The organism is Streptomyces sp. NPDC043870 (assembly GCF_056435785.1).
In genome coordinates, this window is sequence record NZ_JBWKDT010000001.1 from 261,704 (window position 1) to 275,282 (window position 13,579).

Consider the following 13,579-nt stretch of genomic DNA (forward strand, 5'->3'; position numbering starts at 1 on the left):
TGGTGGGAGCCTCGGCGGGGCCGGAGAGTGAGGACATGGTCACCGTCGCCCATCCCCGCGCCCCGTTCGCCCCGGTCCTGCGCACCGGTTCGCTCCGCCATCTCGGACCGAACTGGTACGCCACGGTCATGGGCACGGCGATCGTCGCGAACGCGGGTGCGGCCCTGCCGGTACGGCTGCCGGGCCTGCCGGCCGCGTGCACGGCCGCGTGCACGGCCGTGTGGGCGTTGTCGGCACTCATGCTGGTGGCGCTGCTGGCGGCGCGTGCCGGGCACTGGCTCCACCACCGGGACCAGGCCCGCGCCCACCTCCTCGACCCGGCGGTCGCACCTTTCTACGGCTGCCTGTCGATGGCGATGCTCGCGGTCGGTATCGGCACTCTCTCGGTCGGCGGCGGTGTCATCGGGGAGCGGGAGGCCTTGGTGACGGGCGCGGCGCTGTTCGGCGTGGGCACGTTCACCGGTCTCGCGGCGGCGGTGGCGATCCCGTATCTGATGATCACGCACCAGAAGGTGGCCCCCGGCACGGCCTCCCCCGTGTGGCTGCTCCCGGTTGTGGCCCCGATGGTGGCGGCGGCGCAGGGTGCGCTGCTGGTGCCGCATCTGCCGGCCGGTCAGTGGCGGGAGACGATGCTGCTGGGCTGCTACGCGATGTTCGGGCTGAGTCTGCTGGCGGTGCTGCTGATGCTGCCGCTGGTGTTCGCTCGGCTGGTCCACCACGGCCCGCTGCCGCTCGCCCTGACGCCGGCGCTGTTCCTGGTCCTCGGCCCGCTGGGCCAGTCCACCACCGCGGTGAACAAGCTGGCGGATGTGGCGCCGGCCGCGATCGGGAGCCCGTACGCGGGCGGGCTCCAGGTCTTCGCGGTCGTCTACGGCGTCCCGGTGATGGGTTTCGCGCTGCTGTGGCTGGCGCTGGCCGGCGTCATGGTGGTGCGCGCCGCCCGCCGGGGAATGCCGTTCGCGCTGACGTGGTGGGCGTTCACCTTCCCTGTCGGCACCTGTGTCACGGGCGCCGCGGGCCTGGCCCGGCACACCGGCGTGGCCGCCCTGGACTGGCTGGCCGTGGCGCTGTACGTGTTCCTGCTGGTGGCCTGGGCGGTGGCGGGTGCCCGTACGCTGCGCGGGCTGCTCAGCGGAGAGCTGCTGCGAGCGCCGCGGGTGCCGCTGCCAGCGACGGCCCGTACCAGGTGAGCATGCGGCCGTCGACGAGGGCGGCGGGCAGCCCGGGGAACGCCTCGGGGCCGTCGTCGCGCGTGAAGCGGTAGGGCTCGTCGGGCAGCACGACGAGGTCGGCGCCCGCGGTGTTCAGCTCGTTCAGCGGGATGCGCGGATAGCGCTCCGGGTGCGTGGCGTAGACGTTGTCGATGCCGAGGCGGGCGAGGAGGTCGCCGGCGAAGGTGTCACGGCCGAGGACCATCCAGGGCCGCCGCCAGACGGGCACCACCGCGCGCCGCGGCTCGCCCGCTTCGACCGCTGCCCAGGCATCTTCCGCGTCGTCGAGCCAGCCGGGGCGGGACACGCCGCAGGCGCGCAGGACGCGCTCCAGTTCGGTGAAGGCCTGCGGCAGGGTGCGCACTTCCGTGACGAGGACGTCGAGTCCCGCGGCACGGAGTGCGGCGAGGTCGGGGGCCCGGTTCTCCTCCTCGTTGGCGACGACGAGATCGGGCCGCAGCGCGACGACCGCCTCGATGTCGGGGTTCTTGGTGCCTCCGACACGGACGGCGCCGAGATCCGCGGGGTGCGTGCACCAGTCGGTGACACCGGCCAGCAGCCCGGGGGCGCTGACGGCGACGGCCTCGGAGAGCGAGGGCACGAGCGACACGACCCGTTTCACAGTCCGGTTGCCTCGAAGTGGTCGGCGACGGCGACGACGACGAGGCGGGTGCCGGGCCGGGTGGCGCGCCAGCGGTGCCGCACTCCCCCGGTCATGTAGAGGCTGTCGCCCTTCTCCAGGCGGTACGCGCGGCCTTCGGCCTCGACCTCGGCGGCGCCGTCGGCGACGTACATCAGCTCGTCGTTGCGGTGCTGGTACTCGCCTGCCGCGTCCGGCTCGCCGGTGAACTCGACGGCGTGGAGCTGGTGATGGCCGCGTACGAGCGGGCGCACGCCCGCACCCGGGGAGAGGGTGTCGTCGTCCGCGCGGACGACGTCGACGACGCGCGCGGAGTCCGCGGCGGCGAGCAGTTCGGCGCCGGAGGTCTCCAGGGCTTCTGCGACGCGCTGGAGGGAGCGCATGCTGGGGCGTGCCCGCTCGTTCTCGATCTGACTGAGGAAGGGCACGGACAGGCCGCTGCGCTCGGCAACGGCGGCGAGCGTGAGATCCAGGGCCCTGCGCCGTCGGCGGACGGCGGAGCCGACTCGGAGCGTTTCCTTGTCACCCATGACTGAGGTCCCTCCCTCCTGTCTGTACCTTACGCACCTTCCGGGCACGACAACCCACTGTTGTCACTGCCTCCCCCAGAGCCTCGCCTCGCCTGGGGGTGCCCCATCGGCGAGGACCCCGCCACAGAGTGTGACGGGGCCCTGACCGGTGGGGGGATTCAGGTGGTCTACTGGAGTGCCGGCTCGCTCCGGGAGGTCGCGGACTTGCCGGCCTCGGCGACCGGGGTCCACTTGGCTGCGAGGCCGGGGTTCTCCATGAGCCAGGCGCGCACGGCGTCCTGCTCCTTGCCCTTGCCGGTCTCCTGGATCTTCGCCTCGAGGCCCGTGAGCTGCTGCTCGGTCATCCTGAAGTTCTTGAGCCACTCGCCGGCCTGCGGGTTCTCCTCGGAGAACCCCTTGCGGGCCAGGGTGTGCACGCCGTCGCCCTTGCCCCAGGTGCCCTTCGGGTCCTCGAGCTTCTTCAGGTCGTACGTGCTGTAGGCCCAGTGCGGCGACCACAGGGTGGTGACGATGGGCTCCTTCTTGTCGTACGCGCGCTTCAGCTCGGCGAGCATGCCGGGCGTGGAGCCGTCGACGACCTGGTACTCGCCCTCCAGGCCGTACTCCTTGAGGACCTTGTCCTTGAGGATGCCCATCATTCCGGCGCTCGGCTCGATGCCGATGATGCGGCCCTTGAACTGGCCCGACTTGCCCTTCAGGTCCTCCAGGGAGTCGACGCCCTGCACGTACGAGGGCACGGACAGCTCCAGGGACGTCCGGTCGTACCAGGTGCCCAGGTCCTCCAGCTTGTCCTGGTACTTCGACCAGTACTGGGCGTGGGTGACGGGCAGCCAGGAGTCGGTCTGGAAGTCGATCTGACCGCCGGCGAGACCGGTGTAGAGCGAGCCGGCTTCCAGCTGCTTGGCGTCGACCTCGAAGCCGCGCTGCTCCAGCAGTTCCTTCCAGAGGAAGGTGGAGGCGATGCCCTCGTCCCAGGGGATGTAGCCCAGGGAGATCTTCTTGCCCCGGCCGACGTTCGTGGCGTCGGAGGCGTCGGCGGACGTGGCGCCGCCGAACACGCCCATGCCGCCCGCGACGAGCGCGAGGATCACGACGCCCACGATGGCGACGACGGGCTGGGGGCGGTGGTTCCAGATCTTCAGCCCGCCGGTCACGGCCTTCGCCCTGGCCTGCGTACGGCGGCCGAGCGGCGAGACCTGACGGCCCAGCGCACCGGTCATCCGGTCCAGGTACATGGCCAGGATGACGATGGAGATACCGGCCTCGAAACCGAGACCGATGTCGACATTGCCGATGGCGCGGTAGACGGCACCGCCGAGGCCGCCGCCGCCGACCATGCCGGCGATGACCACCATGGACAGACCGAGCATGGTGACCTGGTTGATACCGGCCATGATCGTGGGCAGGGCGAGCGGCAGCTGCACGCGGATCAGCGTGTTGCGCGGGGTCGTACCGAAGGCCTCGGCCGCCTCCACCAGCTCCTTGTCGACCTGGCGGATGCCGAGCTCGGTCATCCGTACGCCGGGAGGCAGCGCGAAGACGATGGTGGCGATGATGCCGGGGACCACACCGACGCCGAAGAAGATGATGCCGGGGATCAGATAGACCATGGCCGGCATCGTCTGCATGAAGTCCAGGACCGGCCGGGTCACGGCGCTGACGGCCTTGGACCGCGACGCCCAGATCCCGAGCGGGACCGCGATCACCAGCGTGACGACCGTGGCGACGAGCACCAGGGAGAGGGTCGACATGGCGTCGTCCCACAGCTCGATGGAGTCGATCAGGGCGAATCCGGCGAAGGCCAGTCCGCCCGCGAGCAGACCGCGCAGCCACCAGGCGACGACGGCGAGGATGCCGGCGAAGAGCAGCGGCTCGGGCGCGGAGAGCACCGCGTCGATGCCGTCGTACATCCCGGTCACGAGCGAGCTGATGGCGTCGAACAGCCAGGAGAGATGGGACTGGAGCCAGTCGACACCGCTGTCGACCCAGTCGCCGAGGTGAAGCCTAGGCATGGGCGGCCACCGCCTTCGGCTCCTTGCGAGGGCCGGGGACGCACGGCACGGGCTCACCCGGCTCGTCGCCGACGAAACCGATCAGCCGGGACTGCGGTACGACGCCGACGACCTTGCCCGTGGCCTCCTTGACGGCCACCGGGTGCGGGACGCGCGCGCTGACGGCGCACAGATCCGCGACGAGGGTGTCGGGGGTGACGGTCTCGCAGTCGCAGTCGTCCGCGTCGGAGCGCTGCGGCCCCTCGACAGCGGTCATCACGGCCGCCGCCGTCAGTACGCGCGAGCGGTCCACGTCCTGGATGAACGAGGCCACGTAGTCGTTGGCGGGGCGGATCAGGATGTCCTCGGCGGAGCCGAGCTGCACGATCCTGCCGTCCCGCATCACCGCGATCCGGTCGCCGAGGCGCATGGCCTCGTTGAGGTCGTGGGTGATGAAGACGATGGTCTTCTTGAGCCGCTTCTGCAGTTCGAGCAACTGATCCTGCATGTCACGGCGGATCAGCGGGTCGAGCGCGCTGAACGACTCGTCCATCAGCAGCAGGTCGGCGTCGGTGGCGAGCGCGCGGGCGAGGCCGACGCGCTGCTGCATTCCGCCGGAGAGCTCGTCGGGCCAGGACTTCTCCCAGCCGCCGAGCCCGACCAGCTCCAGTGCCTCCGTGGCACGCCGCTCGCGCTCGGCGCGCGGGACGCCCTGGACCTCCAGGCCGTAGCCGGCGTTCTCCAGCACGCTGCGGTGGGGGAACAGCGCGAAGTGCTGGAAGACCATGCTGATCTTGCGGGCGCGTACGGTGCGGAGGTCGCGCGCGCTGAGGGCGGTCAGGTCCTGACCGTCGAAGAGGACGCGGCCGGCGGTCGGCTCCAGCAGTCCGTTGAGCATGCGCAGCAACGTGGACTTGCCGGATCCGGAGAGACCCATGACGACGAAGATCTGACCGGGCTCGACGGCGAACGAGGCGTCGATCACCGCTGCTGTCGTTCCGTCGGCGCGGAGCTCGTCGCGGCCGGCGCCGCTTTCGAGCTTGCCTACCGCCTCATCGGGTCGTCTACCGAAAACCTTGTACAGGTGTTCGGCTTGCAGCCTGGACACATACACCTCACGCGCTGAACCGAAAAACGGCCCGCATCCCCCGTCGGCGGGCCGTGGAGCGGGCGGGTTCGGCCCGCTTCCCCGGGTTTGTACCGGTTGAAGGCACAGTTGAAGGCACAAAGGGGTCCACTCCGGCGTCGCGCCTGCCCGGCTCCACAGAGACCAAACGCAAGAGTGATCCAGTTCACGCGGGTGACGCCTGATGGCCATGTGACGGGCGGGGTCGCCGTGAGCCGGGCTGTTGTCGGTGGGGTGCGGCATCATTCGGACTGTGACGCGACGCCTGATGCTCCTCGACACCGCCTCCCTGTACTTCCGCGCCTATTTCGGGGTCCCGGACTCCGTGCGCGCGCCCGACGGCACCCCGGTCAACGCGGTGCGCGGGCTGCTCGAATTCATCACCAGGCTCGTCCAGGACCATCATCCGGACGACCTCGTGGCGTGTATGGACGCGGACTGGCGGCCGCACTGGCGGGTGGATCTGATCCCGTCGTACAAGGCGCACCGGGTGGCGGTGGAGACGGAGACGGGTCCGGACGAGGAGGAGATCCCGGACACGCTCTCCCCGCAGGTCCCCGTCATCGAGGACGTGCTGGACGCGTTCGGTATCGCCCGCGTCGGCGTCGCCGGGTACGAGGCGGACGACGTGATCGGCACGCTCACCGGGCTCGCGGCGGGCCCGGTGGACATCGTCACCGGCGACCGGGACCTCTATCAGCTCGTGGACGACGCGCGCGGCGTCCGTGTGCTGTACCCCCTGAAGGGCGTCGGCATGCTGCAGGCCACGGACGAGGCCGTGCTCCGCGAGAAGTACGGGGTGGACGGGCCGGGCTATGCCGATCTGGCGCTGCTGCGCGGGGACCCGAGCGACGGGCTGCCCGGGGTGCCGGGCATCGGCGAGAAGACGGCGGCGAAGCTGCTCGACGCGTACGGGGACCTGGCCGGGATCATGGCGGCCGTCGACGACCCGGCGTCGAAGCTGACACCGGCGCAGCGCAAGCGGCTGGACGAGTCGCGTGCGTATGTGGCTGTCGCGCCGAAGGTCGTGCGGGTCGCCGGGGACGTACCGCTGCCCGATTTCGATCCCGCCCTGCCGAAGGAGCCGCGCGACCCGGCCCGGCTGGAGGAACTGGCGGTGCGGTGGGGGCTCGGCCGCGCCGTGCACCGGCTGCAGGTGGAGCTGGCGGCCGGGAGGCCGACCCCCTGATGGTGTTAACTTAGGCAAGCCTAAGCACCTACGTCCAGGGGAGACCGCCGTGGCAGAGACACCGGCCCGCAAGGCACCGCAGATCCGTGAGGCGCTGGTCCTGCGCACGGAACGGCTCACTCCGCACATGGTGCGGCTCGTCCTGGGCGGTGACGGACTGGCGGACTTCGCGACGAACGGACTGACCGACCACTACGTCAAGATCGTCTTCCCCGCTCCGGGCGTGACCTACCCCGAGCCGTTCGACATGGCGCGCATCCGCGAGGAGTTGCCGCGCGACCAGTGGCCCAGCAACCGCACCTACACGGTGCGGGCCTGGGATCCGGTCCACCGCGAGCTGGTGATCGACTTCGTGGTGCACGGCGACGAGGGCCTCGCAGGGCCGTGGGCCGCCCGCGTCCAGCCGGGCGAAACGGTCCGGATGACCGGGCCCGGCGGCGGATACGCACCGGACCCGGCGGCCGACTGGCATCTGCTCGTGGGCGACGAGAGCGCGCTCCCCGCGATCGCGGCGTCGCTGGAGCAGATGCCGGTGGGCGCGGTGGTCCACGCGTTCGTGGAAGTGTCCGGCCCCGAGGACGAACAGAAGATCGCCACGCCGGACGGCATCACGGTCACCTGGCTGCACCGCGGCGACGGCCCGGTCGGCGCGGCCCTGATCGCGGCGGTCCGCGAGCTGTCCTTCCCGGCAGGTGACGTGCACGCGTTCGTGCACGGCGAGGCGGGCGCGGTGAAGGAGCTGCGACGCCACCTGCGCATCGAGCGCGGCATTCCGCTGGAGCGCCTCTCGATCTCGGGGTACTGGCGGCTGGGCAAGTCGGACGAGGCGTGGCGCGCGATCAAGCGCGAGTGGAACGAGGCGGTGGAGCGCGAGCAGGAGGCGTAGCCCTCCGGGGACACAGGCCGCCGGGGCCGGGCCGGCGAGGGATTCGTGCCCCACTGTCCGCCCCGGCGAGGGATTCGTGCCCACCGGGCCGGGGGTACGTGCCCACCGGGCCGCCCCGGCGAGGGGTTCGTGCGGCCGCCCCGGCGAGGGATTCATGCCCAACGGTCCGACGCGGGGTTCGTACCCAACGGTCCGCCCCGGCCCACCGCGTCAGCCCGGGCCATAGGCACGGGAGGACGCGTCCACGTGGGCCAGGCGGCGCAGGGCCGAGAGCATCGCGTCGCCCAGCACCGTGCCGATGACCACGCTTTCGACCAGGTCCTCGCGGGCCACGCGACGCCCCACGTACGCCAGATCCACCCGGGCGGCCAGCTCGGCCGCCTCCGCGTAGTCGTCCAGCACCTCCACGAACGCCCCGTGCCCCACCCTCGTCAGCGCCGCCAGCGCGGCTGCGAGCGCTTCTCCCGCCGGGCCGTTCGCGGACACCTTCCAGCCGCGCGCCTCGATCAGCCGCGCCACCTCTTCGCGGGCGAGATGCGTCTCCTCGTCGTCCTCGCCGCCGTACCGCGGCACGATCCGGTCCGCCGCCGCGCCCAGCACCTTGTGCAGGGACCGCTGTTCGTCGTCGACCGCTGCCAGCACCTCACCGATCGCGGCCAGCGACAACCCGCCCACTTCCAGCAGCGCACGGATCAGCCGTAGCCGGCGCTCGTGCCCGGGGCCGTAGGTCGCCTGGTTCGGGCTGCTCAACTCTCCTGCCGGAAGCAGCCCTTCCCGTACGTAGTACTTGATCGTCGGCACCGGCACCCCGGTCCTGCGACTCAACTCACCAATGCGCACCGCGCGTTCACCTGTCTTCCTTGCCAACTCCCGCCCCCATCATAGATAGTGCCGCTATCGGATAGCGGAGAGTGCCACTATCCATTATCCCCGGGAGTTCCCATGCCCGTTCCCTCTTGGCGTTCCTGGCACCGGCCCCTGGTCGCGTTCTCGGCCTCCATGGCCCTGTTAACCGTCGTCTCCGCGGTCGGTCTCGTCGTCGACGACCGTGTCCTCGTGGGCGCCCCGACCTGGGCCAAGCCCCTCAAGTTCGCCGTGTCGTTCGTGCCGTACGCGCTCACGCTCGCGTGGATGCTCTCGCTGCTCGCCCGGGCCCGGCCGTCCCTGCGACGCCCCGGCTGGTGGGCCGGCACCGTCGTCGTCGCGGCGAGTGTGGTCGAGATGGTGATCATCACGGCGCAGGTCGTCCGGGGGAAGCGCAGCCACTTCAACCACGAGACCCCGTTCGACGAGCTGCTCTACAACACGATGGCGCTGACCGTCGTCGTGCTCTGGGTCGCCACCCTCGTCATCGCCCTGCTCCTCTTCCGGGCCCGTATCGCCGACCGCGCCACCACCTGGGCGATCAGGCTGGGCACGGTCCTCGCCCTCGCCGGAGCGGCACTCGGCGCCCTGATGACGCAGCCCACGCCGGAGCAGGAGGCAGCAGCCGACGGCCCCGGAGTCGCCACGGTCGTCGGCGCGCACAGCGTCGGCGTGCCGGACGGCGGCCCGGGCATGCCGCTCACCGGCTGGTCCACGACCGGCGGCGACCTCCGCATCCCGCACTTCGTCGGGATGCACGCCCTTCAGGTGGTCCCGCTGTTCCTGCTCGTCCTCGTCGCTCTCGCCCCGCGGTTCACGCGGCTGCGCGACGAGCGCGTACGGCTGCGCCTCGTGCTCACCGTCTCCGCCGGGTACGCCGCCGTGCTCGCCCTGGTCACCTGGCAGGCGCTGCGCGGCGAGCCACTCATCCACCCGGGCGGGGCGACGCTCGGCGCCGCGGCCCTGATCCTCGGCTGCGGCGCGGCCGCGGTGTACGCCACCCTCCGCAGCGCCCCCGTGCCGACGCCCCAGCCCACGCCCCAGCCCACGACCGAGCCCACGACCGAAAGGGAGTTCTCCGCATGACCACCGTGCTCTTCGAGGTGTCCTTCTGGCTCGCGGCACCGTTCTGGCTGCTGATGATCTTCGCACCGCGGTGGCGCTGGACCGCCCGGATCGCCGCGTCGCCCCTGACCGCCGTACCGATCCTGCTCGTGTATCTCGGCCTCGCCGTCCCGGTCTTCCCGGAGCTGTGGACCGCCGTACGCGAGCCCGACCTCGAAACCTTCCGGGACCTGGTCGCACACGCGGACGGCGCGGGTGCGATCTGGGCGCAGGTCGTCGCCTGGGATCTGCTGATCGGCCAGTGGATGTACGGCGAAGCGCGCCGGCTCGGTCTCCCTCCGCTGCTGATGGGGCCCTTGCTGGTACTGACCGTCCTGCTGTCACCGATCGGACTGCTGGTCTTCCTGACGCTGCGCGCGGTGCGGACCGGATTCAGGAAACAAACGCGTAAAGACTTCGGCCCGACAGCAGTCACAACGCGCTCCGGCTCCGTATAGAGGGAGGTGAGTACGGGGCGAGGGGAGAGCGCGTGAAGGAAGCCATACGCATCACAGGGGCACCACCGGGGGGGCCGGGGCTCGACGAGTTGCTCGTCCGGGTCGCGCGCGGCGACCAGGAGGCCTTCTCGCGCGTGTACGACGCGGTCTGCGGGCCCGTACTCGGCGTGGTGCGCAGCGTGCTGCGCGATCCGGCGCAGTCGGAGGAGGTGACGCAGGAAGTGCTGGTCGAGCTCTGGCGGACCGCCGCGCGCTACCAGCCCTCCCGCGGGTCCGCGCTGACCTGGACGCTCACCCTCGCCCACCGCCGCGCAGTGGACCGGGTGCGCTCCGTCCAGGCCGCCACCGAGCGCGAGCAGAAAGCTGCCCGGCTCGGCGGGACACCCGCGTTCGACGACGTCGTCGAGCAGGTCGAGGCACGGCTCGAACGGGAGCAGGTACGCCGCTGCCTGCGCACCCTGACCGAGCTTCAGCGCCAGTCCGTGACTCTCGCCTACTACCGTGGACTCGCCTACCGCGAGGTCGCGGAGCTGCTCGCGGTGCCGCTGGGCACCGTGAAGACCCGTATGCGCGACGGGCTGATCCGCCTGCGCGACTGCCTGGGGGTGAACGCATGAGCGCCGTAGCGAGAGGCGCGGGGCGGGACGCCGAACTGCACACGCTGACCGGCGCGTACGCCCTGAACGCGCTCGGCGACCGCGAGCGTGCGCGGTTCGAACGGCATCTGGAGGCCTGCCCGGCGTGCGCGCAGGAAGTGCGCGAGCTCGACGCCACGGCGGGACGGCTGGGGCTCGCCGTCACCGAGACGCCGCCGCCCGCGATGAAGTCCCAGGTGCTGGCGCGGATCGCGACGGTGCGCCAGGAACCCCCGAAGGTCGCCGGCGTCGCGGAAACCGGCCGCATCCGGCCCCCGGTCCGCAGGGGCAGGCCGGCCGGGCGGCGCGCCGGGTCCCGCTTCGTCCTCGCCGCGTGCCTCGCGGCGGCCGCGGCGTTCGGCGGGATCGCGGTCTGGCAGCAGCGCGCCGCCGAGGACGCCCGCACCGAGGCACGGGACGCGGCCCGCCGTGCCCAGCAGCAGGCCGATGCGTTCGCCGAGGTCCTGACGGCGCCCGACGTACGGACCATGAGCACGGCTCTCGGCGACGGGGCGACCGGCACGGTGGCCGTGTCGCGCGAGCGGGACCAGGCCGTGTTCCTGGCATCCGGACTCCCGGCACCGGGCGGGGGCAAGGTGTACCAACTGTGGTTCGCCGACGGCGGGACGATGCGCCCGGCCGGACTGCTGAACTCGGCAGGGTCCGCCGAGGCGCTGCTCATGGCCGGGCCGGTGGGCCGGGCGACGGGGATGGGTGTCACGGTCGAACCGGCCGGCGGCTCGCGCACACCGACCTCCGAACCGCTCGCGCTGCTGAACTTCCCGGCGGCATAGAGCACTTCGCCGTACGCCGGGTGAGGGGCGGGGCCGTGAGCACTTCGGCCCCGCCCCGGCATGGTGGTCCCTCGCGCCGGCGCACGGTCTCGCCATGACGCTCAACCTGGGATGGCCGCGGGCCGAGGTGTGCGACCCGTCCGGCGGCCACCGGCACGTCCAGTGGTTCACGGTGCTGTTCGTGGGCGGATCGGTGGCGGCAGGCGCGGCGTACCGGGCGCCGCGGCGCCGCGTACCCTGATCCGATGCGCATGACGGACAGGGCGATCGGGGCCGTGGTCGGCTCCGCGGTGGGCGACGCGCTGGGCGCGCCCTTCGAGTTCGGGCTCGCGGGGGTGTACACGGCCCGCTTTCCGGACGGCATCGGTGAGATGTGCGGAGGCGGCGGCTGGGACCCGGGCGAGGCCACCGACGACACGCAGATGGCGGTGCTCGTCGGCGAATCCCTGCTGGAGCGGGGCGGACTCGACCTGGCGGACATGTTCGACCGCTTCCGCCGCTGGGCCGCGGGCGAGCCGAAGGACATCGGCCTGCAGACCGAGCAGGTCCTCGGCAGCGGCGACCCCTGGGATCTCGCGGCGGCGCTGCACTTCCAGGTCAACAACCGTGCGGCGGGCAACGGTTCGCTGATGCGGGCGGCCACCTCCGCGGTGTACTTCGCGGGCGCGGGGCGTACGGCCACGATGGCGGCGGCGCGGCGGATCGCGGCGCTCACGCACGGCGACCGCGCGGCGTGGGAGGGCACGGCGGTCCTGCACGAGCTGATCCGGGTCGCTCTCGAAGGCGGCGACCCGGCCGGTGCCGTGCCCGACGCCCTGACCGAGGTGCACGAGGACCACCGGGAGCGCTGGGCCACGGTGCTGGCGCCCGGGTGGCACCCGGACGACGCGACCGAGTTCAACGGGGCGGTGTGGCCGTGCCTGGGCTCGGCGCTGTGGGCGCTGCGCACGACGCAGTCGTTCGAGGAGTCGCTGGGCGCCGCGATCGATCTGGGCGGCGACACGGATACGGTCGCGGCGGTCACGGGCGCACTGGCGGGCGCGGTGTACGGCGCGAGTGCCATCCCCGTGCACTGGACGGAGCCGCTGCACGTACCGCTTCCGGGGTACGGTTCCCGCGTGCTCCACACGCCGGACCTGACGACCCTCGCCACGGCGCTGGTCACATAGCTCGGCCCAGGGGGCGCGGGAGACCCGTCAGTGGACCCCCGCGATCCGCAACGCCGCATCCGCCGTCGCCGCCGCGAACGCCGACACCGCCCGCTCCGGATCCGACCTGTGCACCAGGATCACTCCCTCGATCAGCCCGAACACCAGGTCCGTGCGCAGCGCCAGCTCGCCCTTGTCGAGCGCGCACCCCGGCCCCGTCGCGGCCAGCAGCTGCCCGTACGCGTCCTTCAGATCCGCCCGCACCCGGTGGAACACGGCGAAACGTTCCGCCCGAACCTCCGGCAGCAGATACAGCCCGCCCAGATTGTGCGGCCCCCCGCACAGCAGTTCCACGTCCGAGCGGCACAGCTCCCACAGCCGCTCCTCCGGAGCGCGCCCGTCGTTCGCGAGGAGCCGGCGGGCGAGCTCGAGCGACGGCGTGACCGTGGATTCGAGGAGCTCGGCGAGGAGGTCCTCCTTGCCGCCGAAGTAGTGGTACATCGTGGCCTGCCGCATCCCCGCGCGCTCCGCCACGGCCCGGGTCGTCGTCGCCGCGTACCCGCGCGTCGTGAACAGCTCCGCCGCCGCTGCGAGCAGTTCGTCGCGCGCGGACAGCCCACTGTCCGGCCGCTGATCGGCGCGTGGCCGCCCGACTCTCCGTACCGTCGTACCCATGCGGCCGATGCTCGCACACGCAGGTCACGGCCCGATCTTGGTGAGGCTTCGGTATCGCACCCGCAAGGGTCGGCCCGCCCCGAAGCCACGGCTCCTTCATTTCTGCCGGGTGACAGAAACGAGATCGCCCGAGAATCGAGATCGCCCGCTCGCGGGCAAGAGGCGCGGGACATCACCGCCCACGGGGGCCGACGGGCGTACCGGGACCGACCGCCGACGCACGGAGTGCGTGCCGGAAGCACGCGCGGTGGGGGGGGGGGGGGGAAGGGGGGGGGGGGGGAGGGGGGGGGAGGACAACCACGCAACACCCGCATGATCATACAACCCC

The 13,579-nt window shown here is 72.0% G+C and carries 15 protein-coding genes; 9 read left to right on the top strand and 6 right to left on the bottom strand.

Annotation, left to right across the window (positions count from 1 at the left end):
* The first annotated feature begins 35 nt into the window (after window positions 1–35).
* The gene (locus tag AC0699_RS01225) at window positions 36–1,190 is read left to right on the top strand and encodes a TDT family transporter (protein WP_478654148.1); all 1,155 of its coding nucleotides are present in this window, start codon (window positions 36–38) and stop codon (window positions 1,188–1,190) included.
* Here AC0699_RS01225 and AC0699_RS01230 read toward each other — a convergent pair.
* The 4 genes from AC0699_RS01230 to AC0699_RS01245 form a co-directional block, all read right to left on the bottom strand.
* Entirely contained in the window at window positions 1,129–1,833 is a 705-nt protein-coding gene (locus AC0699_RS01230; RefSeq protein ID WP_478654150.1) for a helical backbone metal receptor, read from the bottom strand. The two genes, AC0699_RS01225 and AC0699_RS01230, sit on opposite strands and share 62 nt — an antisense overlap.
* Window positions 1,830–2,381 (bottom strand): helix-turn-helix domain-containing protein, encoded by a 552-nt coding sequence (locus tag AC0699_RS01235; protein WP_478654152.1) that lies wholly within the window; start codon window positions 2,379–2,381, stop codon window positions 1,830–1,832. The genes AC0699_RS01230 and AC0699_RS01235 overlap by 4 nt, the downstream gene beginning before the upstream one ends.
* A gap of 167 nt (window positions 2,382–2,548) precedes the next feature.
* A complete protein-coding gene (locus AC0699_RS01240) occupies window positions 2,549–4,393 on the bottom strand; it encodes an ABC transporter permease/substrate binding protein (protein WP_478654154.1) in 1,845 nt (614 codons plus the stop codon).
* Complete coding sequence (locus AC0699_RS01245; RefSeq protein ID WP_478654156.1) at window positions 4,386–5,480, bottom strand: quaternary amine ABC transporter ATP-binding protein; 1,095 nt, start codon at window positions 5,478–5,480, stop codon at window positions 4,386–4,388. The genes AC0699_RS01240 and AC0699_RS01245 overlap by 8 nt, the downstream gene beginning before the upstream one ends.
* A 286-nt stretch (window positions 5,481–5,766) precedes the next feature.
* Between AC0699_RS01245 and AC0699_RS01250 the strand changes: the two genes are divergently transcribed.
* Together AC0699_RS01250 and AC0699_RS01255 are read left to right on the top strand one after the other, a co-directional pair.
* Complete coding sequence (locus AC0699_RS01250) at window positions 5,767–6,687, top strand: 5'-3' exonuclease (protein WP_478654615.1); 921 nt, start codon at window positions 5,767–5,769, stop codon at window positions 6,685–6,687.
* A gap of 49 nt (window positions 6,688–6,736) precedes the next feature.
* On the top strand, window positions 6,737–7,573 hold the full coding sequence (locus AC0699_RS01255; RefSeq protein ID WP_478654158.1) for a siderophore-interacting protein: 837 nt from the start codon (window positions 6,737–6,739) through the stop codon (window positions 7,571–7,573).
* A gap of 210 nt (window positions 7,574–7,783) precedes the next feature.
* Here AC0699_RS01255 and AC0699_RS01260 read toward each other — a convergent pair whose 3' ends face one another.
* Complete coding sequence (locus AC0699_RS01260; RefSeq protein ID WP_478654160.1) at window positions 7,784–8,413, bottom strand: MerR family transcriptional regulator; 630 nt, start codon at window positions 8,411–8,413, stop codon at window positions 7,784–7,786.
* A 159-nt stretch (window positions 8,414–8,572) separates the two neighbouring features.
* Between AC0699_RS01260 and AC0699_RS01265 the strand changes: the two genes are divergently transcribed.
* The 6 genes from AC0699_RS01265 (at window position 8,573) to AC0699_RS01290 (ending at window position 12,597) form a co-directional block, all read left to right on the top strand.
* Entirely contained in the window at window positions 8,573–9,523 is a 951-nt protein-coding gene (locus tag AC0699_RS01265; RefSeq protein WP_478654162.1) for a hypothetical protein, read from the top strand.
* A complete protein-coding gene (locus AC0699_RS01270; RefSeq protein WP_478654165.1) occupies window positions 9,520–9,999 on the top strand; it encodes an ABA4-like family protein in 480 nt (159 codons plus the stop codon). The genes AC0699_RS01265 and AC0699_RS01270 overlap by 4 nt, the downstream gene beginning before the upstream one ends.
* A 32-nt stretch (window positions 10,000–10,031) precedes the next feature.
* Window positions 10,032–10,616, top strand: a complete 585-nt coding sequence (locus AC0699_RS01275; RefSeq protein ID WP_478654167.1) for a sigma-70 family RNA polymerase sigma factor — start codon at window positions 10,032–10,034, stop codon at window positions 10,614–10,616.
* Window positions 10,613–11,428: an anti-sigma factor gene (locus AC0699_RS01280; protein ID WP_478654170.1), complete on the top strand. Its 816-nt coding sequence runs from the start codon at window positions 10,613–10,615 to the stop codon at window positions 11,426–11,428. Before AC0699_RS01275 ends, AC0699_RS01280 begins: the two co-directional genes overlap by 4 nt.
* Before the next feature lie 94 nt (window positions 11,429–11,522).
* Window positions 11,523–11,669 carry a hypothetical protein gene (locus tag AC0699_RS01285; RefSeq protein ID WP_478654173.1) on the top strand — a complete coding sequence of 49 codons (147 nt, stop codon included), beginning with the start codon at window positions 11,523–11,525 and terminating at the stop codon, window positions 11,667–11,669.
* A gap of 4 nt (window positions 11,670–11,673) precedes the next feature.
* Window positions 11,674–12,597 (top strand): ADP-ribosylglycohydrolase family protein, encoded by a 924-nt coding sequence (locus AC0699_RS01290; RefSeq protein WP_478654175.1) that lies wholly within the window; start codon window positions 11,674–11,676, stop codon window positions 12,595–12,597.
* A gap of 27 nt (window positions 12,598–12,624) precedes the next feature.
* On the opposite strand, the gene AC0699_RS01295 is transcribed toward AC0699_RS01290, so the two are convergent.
* Window positions 12,625–13,251, bottom strand: a complete 627-nt coding sequence (locus tag AC0699_RS01295) for a TetR/AcrR family transcriptional regulator (RefSeq protein WP_478654178.1) — start codon at window positions 13,249–13,251, stop codon at window positions 12,625–12,627.
* Between the last annotated feature and the right edge of the window lie 328 nt (window positions 13,252–13,579).